This is a genomic window from Bradyrhizobium canariense (genome assembly GCF_018130465.1).
Taxonomy (GTDB): Bacteria; Pseudomonadota; Alphaproteobacteria; order Rhizobiales; family Xanthobacteraceae; genus Bradyrhizobium; species Bradyrhizobium canariense_C.
This window is the reverse complement of the sequence record NZ_JAFCKJ010000009.1, coordinates 291,333-307,426: the sequence shown is the minus strand read 5'-3', so window position 1 is coordinate 307,426 and position 16,094 is coordinate 291,333. Positions and strand designations below refer to the sequence as shown.

The following is a 16,094-nucleotide window of genomic DNA, read 5'->3' as shown; positions in this document are numbered from 1 at the left end:
ATCTGAGGCTCTTAACTCGCCGTCTGGCCAGACCTTGAGGGTGTCTACCCTTTTTGAGTCAGGCTCTCAGGATGAGGCTAATCAGCATCGGTACCGGTTGAAACTGCTGCCGCGCACTCCGTCCTCATCCTGAGGAGCCCGCCAAAGCGGGCGCCTCGAAGGATGGGCCGCAGCGAAACTGCTCTCAGGCCACCAACTCGGCAAACAGATCGGCGTCGACATTGCCGCCGGAGAGCACGATGACGACGTTCTTGCCGGCGACATCAAGACGCCCCGCAAGCAGCGCGGCCAGGCCCACCGCACCGCCCGGCTCGACCACGAGCTTCAGCTCGCGGTAGGCAAAGGCAACAGCCGCGCCGACTTCCTTGTCGGATGCGGTGACGCCGCGCGCGAGCAGCTTGCTGTTGATCGCAAAGGTCATCTCGCCGGGGATCAGGGCCATCAGCGCATCGCAGATGGTGCGGCCAGCGGGGGCATGCGGCTCGCGATGGCCCGCGGTTAGCGACAGGCCGTGATCGTCGAACGCCTCGGGCTCGGCCACCACGATCTGCGCCTGCGGATAACGCGCCTTGATCGCGGTCGCGACGCCGGCGATGAGGCCGCCGCCGGAAGCCGGGGCCACCACGATGTCGGGGCTGAGGCCAAGCGCCGCCATGTCTTCGGCGATCTCGCGGCCGGCGGTGCCCTGCCCCGCGATCACGAAGGGATCGTCATAGGGCCTGACCAGCGTCGCGCCGCGCTTCTCGGCGATGCCGCGCGAGATCGCCTCGCGGTCGTCGTTGTAGCGGTCGTAGAGCACGACCTCGGCGCCATAGGATTTGGTGCGCTCGCGCTTCGACAGCGGCGCATCCGCCGGCATCACGATGGTCGCCTGCATGTCGAGGATCTTTGCCGCCGCCGCCACGCCCTGGGCATGGTTGCCAGAGGAGAAGGCGACCACGCCGCCGGCGCGCTTGTCCTGCGGGATCGAGGCGACCTTGTTGAAGGCACCGCGGAACTTGAACGAGCCGGTGCGCTGGAGCATCTCCGGCTTCAGGAACACCTTTGCACCGACGCGCTCGTTGAGCACGGGAAAGGACAGCAGCGGGGTGCGGACGGCAAAGGGTGCGATCACGCGCGCCGCGGCATCGATATCGGCAGGGCCGATCGGGAGGAGCTGTTCGGTCATATCAGATGTTATCGCGGCGGATGAGGCGCGGGCAAGACATCTCCGCGCGAGGATTTAGGCTCTCAGGCGACGAATCGCGCCGGCTCGGCCCCGTTCCGGCCCGGCAGCACCGCGCCGACCGCCTGGATGCTGTCGATAAAAGCCCGGGCCGAGGCCTCCCAGGTGTAGTTGGCGGCGAATTCGACGCAGTCCTGCCGGGATATGTCCAGCGCGGCGAAGCAGGCGCTGTGCAGATCGTGATCGAGCGCGCCGACCGGCGCATCGCCGACCACGTCGCGGGGCCCCTTCACCGGAAAGGCCGCGACCGGCAGGCCGCTTGCCAGCGCCTCGAGCAGAACCAGGCCGAACGTGTCGGTCTTGCTCGGAAACACGAAGACGTCGGCGGCAGCGTAGATGTCCGCCAGTTCCTCGCCGTGCTTCTCGCCGAGGAAGATCGCGTCCGGATAGGCCTCCTCCAGCGCGACACGCGCCGGACCGTCGCCGACGATCACCTTGGTGCCGGGCAGGTCGAGCTCGAGAAACGCCTCGAGATTCTTCTCCACCGCGACCCGGCCGACCGAGAGGAACACCGGCGCCGGCAGGCAGAGATCAATCGCGCGGGGATGGAACAAATGGGTGTCGACGCCGCGCGGCCACAGCACGACATTGTCGAAGCCGCGGTCGGTCAGCTCGCGGGCGAGCGCAGGCGTTGCCGCCATCACGGCGCGGCTGGGGCTGTGGAATCGGCGCAGCGCCCGCCAGATCAGGGATTCCGGAACCGGCACCCGGGCGCGGACATATTCGGGGAAGCGGGTGTGGAAGCTGGTCGTGAAGGGCAGCTTGCGCTGGCGGCAGTAGCGGCGGACCATCAGGCCGATCGGCCCTTCCGTCGCGATATGGATGCTGTCGGGGCAAGCCTCCTCGATCAGCTTTGCGATTCTGCCCGGCCGCGGCATCGCCAGACGCACGTCGCGATAGCTCGGCATCGCAAAGGTGCGAAACGATTGCGGCGTCAGGAACGAGAATTCGACGTGGAGGCCCTTGGCCGCTTCAGCAAGCTTGGTCAGCGTCCGAACCACACCGTTGACTTGCGGGTGCCAGGCGTCGGTCGCGACCAGGATACGCATCAGGCTGCCCTTGCTGCGACCTGCGGGACTTGTGCCGGCTTCTGCGCCTGGTCCGCCCAGGTGATGATCTCGAAATGGCCGTCGTCGTGCTCGACCAGCGCCGTGCAGCTCTCGACCCAGTCGCCGCAATTCATGTAGCGGATGCCGCCCTCGTCGCGGATCACCGCGTAGTGGATGTGGCCGCAGATCACGCCGTCGGCGTCGTGGCGCCGCGCCTCGGCGGCGAGCGCCTGCTCGAACGCGCCGATATAGTTGACGGCGTTCTTGACCTTCTGCTTGGCCCATTGCGACAGCGACCAATAGGGCACTTTGAACATGCGCCGGAAGAAGTTGACGAAGCGATTCAGCTGGATCGCAAAGTCGTAGGCCTTGTCGCCGAGATGGGCGAGCCAGCGTGCGTTCTGCACCACGAGGTCGAAGATGTCGCCGTGGATGACGAGATAGCGCTTGCCGTCCGCGCCGGTGTGGACGGTATTCTCGACGACGTCGATGCCGCCGAAATGCGTGCCGTAATAGTTGCGCAGGAACTCGTCGTGATTGCCGGGGATGTAGATGACCTTGGCGCCCTTGCGCGCCTTGCGCAAAAGCTTCTGGACCAGGTCGTTATGCGATTGCGGCCAATGCCAGCTCGATTTCAGCGCCCAGCCGTCGACGATGTCTCCGACGAGATAGATCGTGTCGGCATCATGGAAACGCAGGAAGTCGAGCAGAAGGTCGGCTTGTGAACCGCGAGCTCCGAGATGAACGTCGGAAATGAACAAGGTGCGAAAGCGCCTTTCAGGGCTCTCGTCACTCACATCGTAACTTCCCATGCGACAGCCTGTAACAATGTCCCGTGACAGGGGGATGACCGATTGAACCTTTGAGGCACCCTCAGATACGAATCAAACCTCGCCTCGCTCTCCCCGCGAATATCAGTCGCATGCGACAATCAGGCGACATGACGTTGCAATGGCTGTCCGCAAGAACCCGGAACTGCATGGCTGAATGGGTTAACGGCGACGCGCTCGCGGCCGGCGTCAGTAAAACTTGTGGAAATGATGGATCGGGCCGTGGCCGTGGCCGACGCTGAAGCGGTCGGCGGCCGCGATCGCCGCGCTGATCCAGGTCTTGGCGTTGCGCACGGCGCGCTCGAGATCCTCGCCCCTGGCCATCCCCGCGGCAACCGCCGAGGACAGCGAGCAGCCGGTGCCATGGGTGTTGCGAGTGGCAACGCGCGGCGCGGCGAGCGCGATCGTGGTCTTGGCATCGACGAGATAGTCGATGCTCTCGGCGCCCTCGCCGTGCCCGCCCTTGATCAGGACCGCCCGGCAGCCGAGTGCCAGCAGTCGGCGCCCCTGGCTCTCGATCTCGGCCTCGCTGGCCGCGACCGGTTCGCCGAGCAGAGCCGCGGCCTCGGGCAGATTGGGTGTGATCACCGAGGCCAGCGGCATCAGTTTGATGCGCAGGGCGTCGACGGCTTCGGACGCGAGCAAGCGATCACCCGATGTCGCCACCATCACGGGATCGAGCACGATATGCCGAGGCGCCCAGCGCGACAGCGCGGCCGCGATCGCGTCGATGCTGGCGGCTTGCGCCACCATGCCGATCTTGACCGCGCCGACATCGAGATCGGAAAACACCGCGTCGATCTGCGCGGTGACGAATTCGGCGGGCACCGCGTGAATGCCGGTGACGCCGCGCGTGTTCTGCGCCGTCAGCGCCGTGATGGCGGAAGCGCCAAAAACGCCGAGCGCGGCAAAGGTCTTCAGGTCGGCCTGGATGCCGGCGCCGCCGCTCGAATCGGAGCCGGCGATGGTGAGCGCCACGGGGGTCGTCATGGGGCTATTTTCCACTTCCTGGGGACCATGGCCCGTCCTAGCGCGCACCCCGGCACCCCGCAAGTTCGCTTGCCAAATCAAGTTCGCTTGCCAAATCCGGCCGGTTTTGGCCTATTAGCCGGTCAGATATGCCTTCGGAGTGACTGCAATGGTTCCTTTTTTCGTCCAGATCAAATGCAAGCTCGGCCAATCCTATACGGTCGCCAATGCGCTCGCCGAAGCCGAGATCGCCTCCGAGATCTACTCCACGGCCGGCCATTACGATTTGCTGGTGAAGTTCTACGTCGACAACGACACCGACATCGGCCATTTCATCAACGAGAAGGTGCAGGTGCTGCCGGGCATCCAGGACACTCTGACCATCATCACCTTCAAGGCGTTTGGCGCGACCTAGCTGCCCGAAATTGGCGCAAGCCGCGCGATTGCGCGACCGGGCGCCTGTGCTAGCGTCCGCGCCTTGAATTGAAGTTCTTGGAATTGAAGTTAGTACCGAGCAAGTCATGGCCCTCACCACCACGGTGCCGCTGCTGATCAGCCAGCAATTCGATAGTGAAGTGGTGTTGGCCAACTATCAGAACGGCGTCTACTACAACCTCGACGGCAGCGCCGCGCAAGTCTGGCTCGGCCTCAAGGCCAACCGAACGGTTGAGGAGATCGCGAGCGCTTTGGCTGCTGCGACCGGCGGCGATGCCGCCTCCATCACGCCGCAGGTGCAAGCCTTCGTCGACAGCATGCTGGCCGAGGGCCTCATCGCTGAAGGCGCCGCCGATGCGGGCGTCGAGACTTCGATTGAGACATGGGCGCCGGTGCTGTCGGGCGCATTCGCCGCCCCCGAATTCCAGCGCTTCGACAATCTGCGGGAGCTCTTGCTGATGGATCCCGTGCACGATGCCGGCGATGAAGGCTGGCCGCTGCGCGAGTCTCATGAAAGCTAGCGATCTCATCCGGCAGGAGATCGCGGCGGTCTTCGCCAGGGCCCTATCGGAGCCGATCGAGGCGCATGTCCGCTGCGGCCCGTTCTTCCTGCGTCTCGGCTTTGCCTCACAGGATCTGGCCGGCACGTTCCTGCCGGCGTACATCCGGAGCACGCCTGATCGCGTCGATCTCGACCTGCGCTTCGTCACGGCGGACCACCATGACCTCTCGGCCCTGGTGCCGGAGGCCTCCGAGCGCCCGCGCCTGCTGATCGAGGACGGCATCTATTCGGTGTGGCAGCCGGCCGTCATCCCCGTGCTGTTCGCGGTCGATCTCACGGCAAAGCGCGGCATCGCCTGGCTGCCGAAGGGCGAGGCGCCGCCCTGGATTCGCAGCCGGCCGGCGATCTCGCTGATCCACGCCATGATGCACGACACGCCCTGGTGCGCGGTCCATGGCGCGGCTGTGGGAAGCGACGCAGGCTTCACGCTGTTGGCCGGCGAAGGGCACAGCGGCAAGACCACCGCGGCGCTGGCCTGCGCCAAAGCCGGCTGGCGCTATGCGGGTGACGACTTCGTCGCTGTGAACAGCGAGACCGGCGGGATCGAGCCGCTGTTCTGCTCGGCGCGGCTGCGCCCTGCCCTGGTCGAGACGTTTCAGAGCTTCATCGGCGAAACCACGCCGGTCTCGGATTTCAACGGCGAACCGCGCCACGAGCTGAGCCTCGCCAATCTCGGCGACCGGATCGGCGGCGGCCGGCTGCGCGCGACTTTCATCCCGCGCCGGCGCGGCGCTGTAACGCCCGAATTCACCCCGGCGCGGCAGTCGGACGCGTTTCGCGCGCTGCTGCCGACCACGGCCTACGAATTGCCGGGATGGCCGAACGAGATCGCCGCCAAAGTGGCGCGGATCGCGGGGCTTGCGCCGGTGTTCTTCGCCGATACCGGCACCGTGCCGATGGACATTCCCGCCGCCTTTGCCCGCCAACTGGAACGGCTCTGAGGCCGCATGCGCGTCTCCGTGGTCATCGCCGCCTACAACTCCGAGGCCTACATCGCCGAGGCGATCGAGAGCGTGCTCGGCCAGACGATCCCGCCCGATGAGGTCATCGTCATCGACGACGGATCGAGCGACGGCACGCGCGCCGCCCTCGACCGGTTCAGTGATCGGATCGTCGCGTTCACACAGACCAACAGCGGCCAGGCCGTCGCCGTGAACAAGGGCCTTGCGATGGCGCGCGGCGGGCTGATCGGCTTCTGCGATGCAGACGACCTCTGGACTCCGCGCAAGCTCGAGATGCAGCTGGCGCTCCTCGATCGTGACGGCAAATTCGACGCCGCGTTCGGCAAGGTGCAGCAATTCGTCAGCCTCGACGTACCGGAGGCGCAGCGCGCGCGTCTCAAGCCCGCCGTCGAGATCATGCCGGGTGAGCTCAAGCAATGCATGCTGATCCGGCGTGCAGCGCTGGACCGGATCGATCCGTTCGACGAGACGCTGCCTGCGACCTTCTTCATCGCATGGCTCGGCCGCGCCAAGCAGAGCGGATTGAAGATCGCGCATGTCGATGACGTCGTCGTCCGGCGCCGGCTTCATCTCGGCAACGGCGGCCGCATCAACACGGACGCCCAAAACCTTCAGACGCTGATGGCGCTGCGCAAGGCCATCAAGGCGCAGCGGCCGCCGGAGTGAACACCGGCACCCCGTTGACCGACACCGACTTCACGAACAGGCCGAGCAGGCGGTGGTCGATCGAGTGGCCGATATCCATCGGACGCCCGGGATCGCGCATCCGCAGCGCGACGACGATCTTGCGCTTGTCCGTGCCGACGATCTTCGCGTTCAGAGCGACCTTGAAAGGCATCGGATCGATACGCCCGGCCGCGAACTGCAGCACCTCGCCCGTGCCAGCAAAGGCCGCGAAGTGAAAACTCTCCGTACCCGGCGGCAGGAACGGTATCACCGCGAGCTCGACGGCGGCGTGCGACTGTCCGGCAATCGGAATTTCGAGGACCGCGAACTGATGATCGGTCCACCGCCCCTCGTCCTCCGGAATGGAAAAGCCCTGCCCGAACCAGACGTCCTGTCCTCGCAGCGGATGCGTCGCGTAGGCGGCCTGCCGCCAGACCCGTTTCAGGATCGTTTCCCGAAACCAAGGAAAGTGCACGGCACCGGCATCGAATGCGGCCATGGCGGCGCCGGGGAGTTTTGACCAATCCAGCAAGCGGAATGGCGCCTCGAACTGCGCGCGCAGCGACGTGAAAAAGGCGAGCCAAAACTGCTGCCATTGCGTGCGCTGTCCCCACGGCACCGCGCGGACGGCGATCTCGACGGATTTTCCCGGCGGACCGTAGCTCCACAATCGCTCCACCAGACCATCCGGCACGAGCGCCGGCATCTCCCGCGCGACGACATCGAGCAGTTGCGCGGCGAACAGGCTGCCGCCATATCGCGTCACGAGCGCGCGAAAGCGATCCCAATCGACACCAGTGCCGGCGCTTTCCAGGACATGCACGACCTCGAGCGCGCGGAATACCATCTCCTTCTGGTCCGCAGGCTCCGGCCGCATCGCCGCGATCGCCAGATGCTCGGCTAGGCCGGGGATCAGCACCTCGTGGGTCAGCAGCGTCGCCGTCTCGGCGGTGCGAAACAGCTCCTCGGTAAAGCTCTCGTCGTCGAGCCAGAACAGCGCGCGCCAGTGCAGGTCGATGGCCCGGCTGAGGCCGGCCCGCGACATCGCGACCGCGTGGATGTCGCGGTCGAAATCGGACTCCGAGAACAGCTCCACCCGCATGCCGTGACTGCGGAACGAGGCCTGCCTCAGTACCTCGATCGCGCGCGGCGCCTCGTGGCGTCGGACCAGGAGATCGTAATCTCCCGTCATGCGCTTCGCCATGTAGCTCGCATCGCGCGCAAACAGCGCGCCACCCTTGATCAGCAGCGCGGCGATGCCTGCGGCCTTCAGCGCGGCGCAGGCCTCGACGACATCACGGACCCGCGTCGCGTTGGACAGCCAGACGTGCTTGACCACGCCGCGCATGCGTTTGGTGTCGGCGTCGGCGATCCCGGCCCTGTCGGCGGTGGCGACCAGCAGCGGCATGGTGCGGTAGACGACCTCGTCCGCCGCGTCGAGCGGCTCGGAAGCGCGCCAGGCCTGGTAGGCGTCGACGGCTGTCTGCCCCTGGCCGAGGGCGGCCCTGAAAAGCGTGAGATAACGCGGGTTCAGCGCGGTCGGGAGTTTTGGCGCCATCTCAACCGAACGGTTGAACCGCGAGGCCCGCTTCGTCTGCACCTGCAAAATCACAAGTCGAAACGATCAGCCCCAGCCGCGCAAAAACTCGACACCCCATTGTGACGCACTTCCAATTCCCAACCGGCAACAAGGATGCGGGCGCAGTTCCAGCGTGTCAATTGGAAAGGGCCGGCTTCAGGCGCCGCCCTCCTTGCGCTTGGGGCGCGGCGGACCGTCCACCGGCGGCAGCGATTTGAGATAGTCCGCCATCGCCGAGAGATCGTCGTCCGACAATTGCGAGGTGTTCTTGATCACCCGCGTCATCGCGCCGCCGACACTGTCGCCGTCGGGCAATTCGCCGGTCTTCAGGAAATAGGCAATATCCTTCGCGCTCCACTCGCCAAGGCGCTTCTGGGTGATGTTGGGGACCCATCCCTCGCCTTCCGGATTGGGCCCGCCGGCGAAGCGTTGTCCGGCGATGATGCCGCCAAGCGCGTTGCGCGGGCTGTGGCACTCGGCGCAATGGCCAAAGCTGTTGACGAGATAGGCGCCGCGATTCCACTGCGACGACTTCGCGCTGTCGGCGACGAAGGGCTTGCCGTCCATGAACAGGAATTTCCAGATGCCGACGTTGCGCCGGATGTCGAAGGGAAAGCGCACGTCATGGTCGCGCACCCTGCCTGCAACGGCCGGCAGCGTTTTCAGGTACGCAAAGAGATCGAGCACATCCTCGCGCCTGGCGTGCTGATAGGACGTATAGGGAAAGGCCGGAAAATAATGCCGTCCGTCGGGCGAGACCCCGTGCATCACCGCGTTGACGAATTCGGCGTCGCTCCATTTGCCGATGCCGTAGGTCGGGTCGGAGGAGATGTTCGGCGCGTAGAACGTTCCGAACGGCGACTTGATCGCGACGCCTCCGCCAAGCCTGGTACGGTCAGGCTGGTCGGGGACGGCATGGCATGAGGCGCAGCCGCCGGCGTTGAACATCACCTGGCCATTGGCAAGATCGGGGACGCGGGCAGGCGCGGTGCCGGCGGCCGCCACCACCGGCGCGCTGAGCCACCAATAGACACCGGCTGCGGCGAGTGCGGCGAGCAGCGCCACGGAGATTGTTCGTCGCAACATGCGGTCCTTTCGTCGTCGCGGTGAACCATATGACCGATGTCCTCGCCGCTCCAGCCACGAAGAATTTAGCCCACCGCGGCCTGAAACGGGAATAAACTGAAATGCCGGCTGTTGGAAGTTTGGCAGCCCAAACGGGTTCAGCAGGGAGAAACGTCATGAACAAGACCGTCATCGCCATGTCATTGCTTGGCGCCGTTGCGTTTGCGGGTTCAGCCAGCGCGGAAAAGCTGAAAGCGACGCTCGACGCCAAGTCCGAGGTACCCGCAACGACCAGCAGCGGCACCGGAACCGCCGATCTGGATTACGACGCCGCCAGCAAGAAGCTGTCCTGGAAGCTCACCTATTCCGGCCTGTCCGGCCCTGCCACCGCCGCGCATTTCCACGGGCCCGCCGAGGCCGGCAAGAACGCCGGCGTCGCGGTCGCGATTCCGAATGCCACGTCCAGCCCGGCCGAGGGCTCGGCGACATTGACCGATGCGCAGGCCGCCGATCTGCTCGCCGGCAAGCTCTACGTCAACATCCACACTGCGGCCAATCCCGGCGGCGAGATCCGCGGTCAGGTGACGAAGTAAACTTCGCACAGACCAGCAAAAGGGCGGCTGCTATCGCAGCCGCCCTTTTCGATTCCCCGTAGCGCCGGCGCAGGCGTCACACCTCAGGTTCGGCAGCGTTCAGCGCCTGCGCGAGGTCGGCGAGCAGGTCCGACGGGTGTTCGATGCCGATCGACAGCCGGATCGTGGAATCGAGCACGCCGATTTTCCGGCGGATGTCGGCGGGAACGCCGGAATGGGTCATGGTTGCCGGCAGGCTCGCAAGCGACTCCGTTCCACCAAGGCTCACAGCCAGCTTGAGAATCTGCAGCGCGTTGAGGAACTTCATGGCCGCCGCCTTGCCGCCGACGATGTCGAACGAGAACGTGGATCCCGCCCCTGTGCATTGCCGCGCGAACACAAGCCCGGCCGGCGACGCCGCCTCGTGATGGCCGAGATAGTGCACCTTGGCCACCCTGGGATGATCGCGCAAATAATCCGCCACGAGGCGCGCATTCGCATCGGCCTTTTCCATGCGCAGGCTCAGCGTCTCGAGCGACCGGTTGATCATCCAGCAGGAATGCGGATCGAGCTGGGTGCCGATGGCGCCCCGGAGCGCCTTGATGCCTTTCACCACCGCCTTCGAGCCGAGCGCGGCGCCCGCGATCAGATCTGAATGACCGCCGACATATTTCGTGAGCGAGTACAAGGAAATATCCGCGCCATGCTCGATCGGCCGCTGAAACACCGGTCCGAGCAGCGTATTGTCGCAGGCGATGATCGGAACGTGCCCTTGCCTCTTTCCGATGGCGTCGGCGACACGGCGCATCATCGCGACGTCGACGAGCCCGTTGGTCGGGTTCGCCGGGGTTTCGATCAGGATCATCGAGACCCGGCCCTTGCGCATGGCCTCCTCCGCGGCCTCGTTGACCACAGCTTCGTCAACGCCATCGGCGAAGCCGACGGCGCCGATCGACAGACGCGCAAGCGTGTTCGTCAGCAGGGTTTCCGTCCCGCCATAGAGCGGCTGGGAGTGCAGAATGACATCGCCTGGGCGGACGAAGGCCAGGATCGTGGTTGCGATGGCCGCCATGCCGGATGAGAACAGCGCACAGCTCTCGGTGCGCTCGTAGATCGCGAGCCTGTCCTCGACGATTTCGCTGTTGGGATGATTGAAGCGCGAATAGACCAGGCCCGCACCCATCCCTTCCGGCGGCTCGCGCCGGCCGGAGACGAAGTCGAAGAAGTCCTGGCCGTCCTCGGCCGTCTTGAACACAAAGGTCGAGGTCAGGAACACCGGCGGCTTGACGGCGCCTTCCGACAATTGCGGATCGTAGCCATAGGTCAGCATCAGCGTTTCGGGATGCAGCATATGGTTGCCGATGTGCGTCTTCGACGGGAACGGTTTTACCATGGCTTGTCTCGCTGTTCTGAGGTCTAGGTGCTCGCCGCGCGTTGCAGCTCTCGCGATGGTGAAGCAATCAGAATCGGGCACGCCGGTTCCGACAACTCTCGTCAATCGGCGCGGAATCTGTTCTCAGCCCCGAACACGCAAACGTGTGGGCCGGTCGAACCTTCAATGCGCCTGCAGCGGCTTCAATCCGGCGTTCGTGATGATGGCTGCGGCCTCTGCTGAGGAAAGATAGTTCAGCAGGGCGATTGCGGCCTCGGGGTGTTGCGAGTTCTTGGGCAGCGCGCCGACAAAGAGAGTCGGCGGCTGGACCTCCGATGGCACCGTACCGACGAAATCGACGCCCGGGACATGCATCAGTTCGGAGACCTGCTGGAAACCGATCTCTGCCTCGCCGCGGGCGACGACGGCGGCCACCGGTTCGCCCGAAGGCGGACCGGGCACTTTGCGCGTCTTGCCTGCTATCTCGTCGGCAACACCGAGCTTGCGGAATCCGACCGTCGACAGATAGGTCCCGCTCGAACTGTCCGAATAGGCGACGGATCTGGCCGCGAGCAATGTCTTCCGCAGCGTATCCATCGTGCTGATGTCGGGCTTGGGTTGACCTGCTCGAACCACCATGCCGATGAACGATTCCGCGAGCGGCATCCTGCTGCCGGGACGAGCGAGGTCGCGCTTGTCGAGAGCATCGACACCTACCCCGTCCAAGATCACGACATCGGCCTCCTCACCACGAGCCAGTCGCGTCGGGATTGCTTCCGGTGAATCGCCGATTGAAGGCCCCCGCGTGGTGATGAGCTTATGCCCCGTCGATTTCTCGAACGCGGGACCGAGCTCCTTGTACACGCTGAAGAACCCGGCCGAGATCATCACCTTGATATCGGCGGCCGTCGCGCCGGGCGTCAAAGCGACCGCTATCAGAAGGGCAAACAAGCAGACGGCAAGTCGCGGCACGATACGGCCCCCCGGGGAGCATTCACTGCAGTGTCCTACGAAAGTCAGTCTGCGTCCAGCGGCGACACGCGACGCAAGAAAAGGGCGGCTGCTTTCGCAACCGCCCTTTCCTGGTTCCAGTAGCCCGGATGGAGCGCAGCGCAATCCGGGACGGACTATCAGCTCGGATAGACTTCACGGATTTCGCTTCGCTCCATCCGGGCTACGAGCTCCGCCTTAGCCGTTCTTCACGCGGAAGGTTTCGTGGCAGCCGCCGCATTCCTTGCCGACCGCAGGAAAACTCGCCTTGAGCGAGTCGAGATCCTTGATCTTGCCCTTGGCGTCGGCGACGACCTTGGCGAAGCTCGCGACCTTGGCATCGAACCCGGCCTTGTCCTCCCAGATTTTCGGCGAGGCGCTGTAGTCGCCCTCGGGCTTCATGCCCTTTGCGCTCGCCGGAAACAGGTTCGGCAGCTTCTTGGCGGTGTCCTCGAACTGCGCCAGCGCACTGTCCACAGTTGCCTGATCAAAGGGCTTCTCGCCCTTGACCATCGCCGCCACCGCGCCGGCGTTCTTGCCGTTGCCCTTCATGAGGGTCTGGACCTCCTTGACGGAGTCCTGTTGTGCCCAAACCGCGCCCATACCGAGCAGGAGCGCACCCCCAACAACCAACACTCGCTTCATTCGCAAAATCCCTTTCCTTGATGCAGGATCATGCCGACCCCTCAATGGGGCCAACACCGCTCGGCAGATTTCATTCCGTGGAAGGCGCGACGATAAATCGTCGCGCCTGTATTGGTCGCACATGATCTTGTCGGAAAACCGCTACACACTTTTCCGGATCCTGCGAAATCACAGGCTGTGACGGCGATGGTGCTCGTTGACGGCGATCCACACCCGCTCCGGGGTCGCGGGCATGTCGATATGGTCGATCTTGTACTCGCGCCAGAGCCCGTCGACGATGGCGTTGACGACGGCCGGACAGGATCCGATCGCGCCGGCCTCGCCCGCGCCCTTCACCCCCAGCGGATTGGTCTTGCATGGAACGTTGGCGGTCTCGAACACGAAGGCCGGCCCGTCCGCCGCGCGCGGCAACGCGTAGTCCATGAAGGTCGCGGTGATGAGCTGGCCGTCGCCCGCGCCATAGACCACCTGCTCCATCAGCGCCTGGCCGATGCCCTGCATGGCGCCGCCATGGACCTGGCCGGCCAGCAGCAGCGGATTGAGCGTCTTGCCGAAATCATCGACGATCACGTAGTTGACGATTTTGATGATGCCGGTGGCCGGATCGATCTCGACCTCCGCGACATGGGTGCCGTTCGGATAGGTGCCGTCGGCGCTGGCGAAGGTCGCGCTCGCGTTCAGCTTCGACGGGTCGGCGCCGGGGCGCTTGGCGAGATCGGCGAACGAGATCGAACGGTCGGTGCCGGCGATGCGCACCAAGCCGTCAGTAATCTCCAAATCGCCGGCGCTGGCTTCCAGCGCCTGCGCCGCGATCTCCTTGAGCTTCTGCCCGAGCTCGCGGGTGGCGCGCTCGACACTGACGCCGCCCGACGGGATCGAAGCCGAGCCGCCGGTCCCAAGGCCCGTGGCGATCATGTCGGTGTCGCCCTGGTGGACGTGCACGCGTTCGGGCGCGACGCCGAACTGCTCGGCAACGATCTGCGCATAGGCGGTCTGATGGCCCTGCCCGCTCGACTGCGTGCCGATCAGGACAGTGATATCGCCATTGGGATCCATCCGCACATTGGCGGTCTCCTCGCCCATGGTGCCGCAGACCTCGACATAGCTCGCAAGTCCAATGCCGCGGATCAGACCGTTCTTCTTGGCCGCCTTGGCGCGCTTGCCAAACTCCTTCCAATCCGCAATTTCCATCGCGCGCTTGAGATGCGCGGCGAAGTCGCCGGAATCGTAGACCTTGCCGGTCGCGGTCTTGTAGGGCAGCGCCTTCGGCTGAATGAAATTCTTGCGACGGATGGCGTCCGGCGTCATGTCGAGTTTTCGCGCGCAGGCATCGACGAGGCGCTCGATGACATAGGCCGCCTCGGGCCGGCCCGCGCCGCGATAGGCATCGACCGGCACGCTGTTGGTAAAGATGGTGCGCACCCGGCAGTGGAAGGCCTGGATGTCGTAGAGGCCCGGCAGCATGCCGGCGCCGCCGTGGGGAATGTAGGGGCCGAAGGTCGAGAGATACGCGCCCATGTCGCCCATCAGGTCGCAATCCATCGCGAGGAATTTTCCATCCTCGGCCAGCGCCATCTTCGCGGTGGTGACGTTGTCGCGGCCCTGCGCGTCGCCCATGAAGTGCTCGGTGCGATCGGCCGCCCATTTCACGGCCTTCTTCAGCTGCCGCGCGGCGACCGCCAGCAGAGCGTATTCCCGGTACGGAAACAGCTTTGTGCCAAAACCACCGCCGACGTCGGGGCAGATCACCCGCATCTTGTCGGTCGGGATGTTCAGCACGTTCTGGCAGAGGATGTCGCGCAGCCGATGGCTGCCCTGGCTGCCGACGGTCAGCGTCAGATGGTCGCGCTTGGCGTCGTATTCGCACACCGCCGCGCGCGTCTCCATGAAGTTCGCCACCACGCGTGGATTGACGATGGAGATCTCGGCCACCGCATGCGCTTTCGCAAAGACGGCTTCGGTCGCCGCCTTGTCGCCGATCGAGACGTCGAACAGGACGTTGCCGGCCTTGTCCGGCCAGACCTGCGGCGCGCCCTTCTTCACGGCGTTGACGACGCCGGTCACCGCCGACAGCGGGCTCCATTTGACGTCGATCGCCTCGATCGCGTCACGGGCCTGGTCGATGGTCTCGGCGACCACGAAGGCGATGGAATCGCCGACATGGCGCACCTCGTCCTTGGCGAGGATCGGATAAGGCGGTCCGGTGAACGGATCGGTCTCGAGATTGAACAGGCAGGGCAGATTGCCGAGATCCTTGACGTCATCGGCGGTCAGGACCAGCGCAACGCCGGGAAGGGTGCGGGCGCGGCTCGCATCGATGGTGTATTTGGCATGCGCGTGCGGCGAACGCAGCATCAGGGCGCGGAGCACGGCCTGCGGCGCATAATCGTCGGTATAGCGGCCCTTGCCGCGGATGAGTGCGTCATCCTCCTTGCGCAACACGCTCTGGCCGACGCCGAACTTGATAGGGGCTGCCATTTGATCTCCACGTCCGCATGGTTGTTTTGCCGGCATATTGCCGTGGAAAAAGTGGTAAGGCAAACGGCTTTAGGCATGCGAAAATCGTCCACCGCCCTCACCTGTCAGAGCAGGATGGAACGGAAGAGCCGCAACTCGGTCATTTCGCTGTGAGGATCGGTCCGCTTGATGGCATGATAGTTGCCGAACCCGCCCCGCAGTGCACGCATGAGAACAAGCAGCCGCGCTGACCGCCGCTTGTTCGCAAAGCGCATGTCCGCTTCGGCTGGCCTGATCATTTACATCACACCACGGCCCCACGGATGCATCGCGCGATCTCTCAGCTTATCGATAGCCCGTTCCGGCGAGATGTAGTCGACCTCGCCACGCGTCAGGCCGATATCCATCAGCTCCCTGTCACTCAGGTCCTGCAAGGCGATTTGAGGGCCCTGCCGCCAGCGCCAGTCCTGGAGCGCACGCCAGTATCGCGCGAGCAAGCCTAGGATGCTCCACGTCGATGCGAGTTCGAGGGGGAGCCTCTCGGTCTCGGATGAGATGTTCGTCTGTTGGGGTGGCATCGGATGCTCCTGCTGTTGTGCCGGCAGGGAGCGTGGCCAAACAAAAGGCCCCGTCCGATGCCGGCGGGGCCTGGTGGAAGAGATGTCGTCGTCGAATTCCTAGCGCGCGACTCCTTCCACGGCCCAGCCGAAGCGGGT

General features: G+C 64.9%; 17 protein-coding genes. 5 read left to right on the top strand and 12 right to left on the bottom strand.

All coding sequences use genetic code 11. From position 1 onward, the window contains the following. Positions 1 to 184 precede the first annotated feature (184 nt). The 4 genes from JQ591_RS24115 to thiD form a co-directional block, all read right to left on the bottom strand. Positions 185 to 1,168 (bottom strand): threonine/serine dehydratase, encoded by a 984-nt coding sequence (locus tag JQ591_RS24115; RefSeq protein ID WP_211398456.1) that lies wholly within the window; start codon positions 1,166 to 1,168, stop codon positions 185 to 187. A gap of 62 nt (positions 1,169 to 1,230) precedes the next feature. Beyond that, positions 1,231 to 2,274: a glycosyltransferase family 4 protein gene (locus tag JQ591_RS24110; RefSeq protein WP_211398455.1), complete on the bottom strand. Its 1,044-nt coding sequence runs from the start codon at positions 2,272 to 2,274 to the stop codon at positions 1,231 to 1,233. After that, a complete protein-coding gene (locus JQ591_RS24105) occupies positions 2,274 to 3,086 on the bottom strand; it encodes a UDP-2,3-diacylglucosamine diphosphatase (RefSeq protein WP_211398454.1) in 813 nt (270 codons plus the stop codon). Before JQ591_RS24105 ends, JQ591_RS24110 begins: the two co-directional genes overlap by 1 nt. Before the next feature lie 207 nt (positions 3,087 to 3,293). Further along, a complete protein-coding gene (gene thiD / locus JQ591_RS24100) occupies positions 3,294 to 4,094 on the bottom strand; it encodes a bifunctional hydroxymethylpyrimidine kinase/phosphomethylpyrimidine kinase (RefSeq protein WP_211398453.1) in 801 nt (266 codons plus the stop codon). Between the two features lie 148 nt (positions 4,095 to 4,242). Here thiD and JQ591_RS24095 point away from each other — a divergent pair, with 148 nt between their 5' ends. The 4 genes from JQ591_RS24095 to JQ591_RS24080 all read left to right on the top strand — a co-directional run bounded on the left by JQ591_RS24095 (position 4,243) and on the right by JQ591_RS24080 (position 6,698). Then, positions 4,243 to 4,488, top strand: a complete 246-nt coding sequence (locus JQ591_RS24095) for an Lrp/AsnC ligand binding domain-containing protein (protein WP_211398452.1) — start codon at positions 4,243 to 4,245, stop codon at positions 4,486 to 4,488. A 106-nt stretch (positions 4,489 to 4,594) separates the two neighbouring features. Further along, positions 4,595 to 5,029 carry a PqqD family protein gene (locus tag JQ591_RS24090; protein ID WP_211398451.1) on the top strand — a complete coding sequence of 145 codons (435 nt, stop codon included), beginning with the start codon at positions 4,595 to 4,597 and terminating at the stop codon, positions 5,027 to 5,029. After that, entirely contained in the window at positions 5,019 to 6,011 is a 993-nt protein-coding gene (locus JQ591_RS24085) for a hypothetical protein (protein WP_211398450.1), read from the top strand. Before JQ591_RS24090 ends, JQ591_RS24085 begins: the two co-directional genes overlap by 11 nt. A gap of 6 nt (positions 6,012 to 6,017) precedes the next feature. Next, complete coding sequence (locus JQ591_RS24080) at positions 6,018 to 6,698, top strand: glycosyltransferase family 2 protein (protein WP_211398449.1); 681 nt, start codon at positions 6,018 to 6,020, stop codon at positions 6,696 to 6,698. On the opposite strand, the gene JQ591_RS24075 is transcribed toward JQ591_RS24080, so the two are convergent. Together JQ591_RS24075 and JQ591_RS24070 are read right to left on the bottom strand one after the other, a co-directional pair. Then, positions 6,673 to 8,298 (bottom strand): nucleotidyltransferase family protein, encoded by a 1,626-nt coding sequence (locus tag JQ591_RS24075; protein ID WP_349630400.1) that lies wholly within the window; start codon positions 8,296 to 8,298, stop codon positions 6,673 to 6,675. The two genes, JQ591_RS24080 and JQ591_RS24075, sit on opposite strands and share 26 nt — an antisense overlap. A gap of 135 nt (positions 8,299 to 8,433) precedes the next feature. Further along, on the bottom strand, positions 8,434 to 9,363 hold the full coding sequence (locus JQ591_RS24070) for a c-type cytochrome (RefSeq protein WP_211398448.1): 930 nt from the start codon (positions 9,361 to 9,363) through the stop codon (positions 8,434 to 8,436). A 155-nt stretch (positions 9,364 to 9,518) separates the two neighbouring features. Here JQ591_RS24070 and JQ591_RS24065 point away from each other — a divergent pair, with 155 nt between their 5' ends. Continuing rightward, positions 9,519 to 9,935 (top strand): CHRD domain-containing protein, encoded by a 417-nt coding sequence (locus tag JQ591_RS24065; RefSeq protein ID WP_211398447.1) that lies wholly within the window; start codon positions 9,519 to 9,521, stop codon positions 9,933 to 9,935. Positions 9,936 to 10,011: 76 nt separating this feature from the next. Here the strand turns inward: JQ591_RS24065 and JQ591_RS24060 are convergent, their stop codons facing one another. The 6 genes from JQ591_RS24060 to JQ591_RS24035 all read right to left on the bottom strand — a co-directional run bounded on the left by JQ591_RS24060 (position 10,012) and on the right by JQ591_RS24035 (position 15,956). Continuing rightward, entirely contained in the window at positions 10,012 to 11,307 is a 1,296-nt protein-coding gene (locus JQ591_RS24060; RefSeq protein WP_211398446.1) for a cystathionine gamma-synthase family protein, read from the bottom strand. Positions 11,308 to 11,469: 162 nt separating this feature from the next. Further along, the gene (locus JQ591_RS24055; RefSeq protein WP_211398445.1) at positions 11,470 to 12,258 is read right to left on the bottom strand and encodes a substrate-binding domain-containing protein; all 789 of its coding nucleotides are present in this window, start codon (positions 12,256 to 12,258) and stop codon (positions 11,470 to 11,472) included. Positions 12,259 to 12,474: 216 nt separating this feature from the next. Next, positions 12,475 to 12,921, bottom strand: coding sequence for a c-type cytochrome (locus JQ591_RS24050; protein ID WP_211398444.1), 447 nt, complete (start codon positions 12,919 to 12,921; stop codon positions 12,475 to 12,477). Between the two features lie 168 nt (positions 12,922 to 13,089). Beyond that, positions 13,090 to 15,399 (bottom strand): xanthine dehydrogenase family protein molybdopterin-binding subunit, encoded by a 2,310-nt coding sequence (locus tag JQ591_RS24045; protein WP_211398443.1) that lies wholly within the window; start codon positions 15,397 to 15,399, stop codon positions 13,090 to 13,092. Positions 15,400 to 15,503: 104 nt separating this feature from the next. Beyond that, a complete protein-coding gene (locus tag JQ591_RS24040) occupies positions 15,504 to 15,677 on the bottom strand; it encodes a hypothetical protein (RefSeq protein ID WP_211398442.1) in 174 nt (57 codons plus the stop codon). Next, positions 15,678 to 15,956, bottom strand: a complete 279-nt coding sequence (locus JQ591_RS24035) for a DUF1127 domain-containing protein (protein WP_211398441.1) — start codon at positions 15,954 to 15,956, stop codon at positions 15,678 to 15,680. Between the last annotated feature and the right edge of the window lie 138 nt (positions 15,957 to 16,094).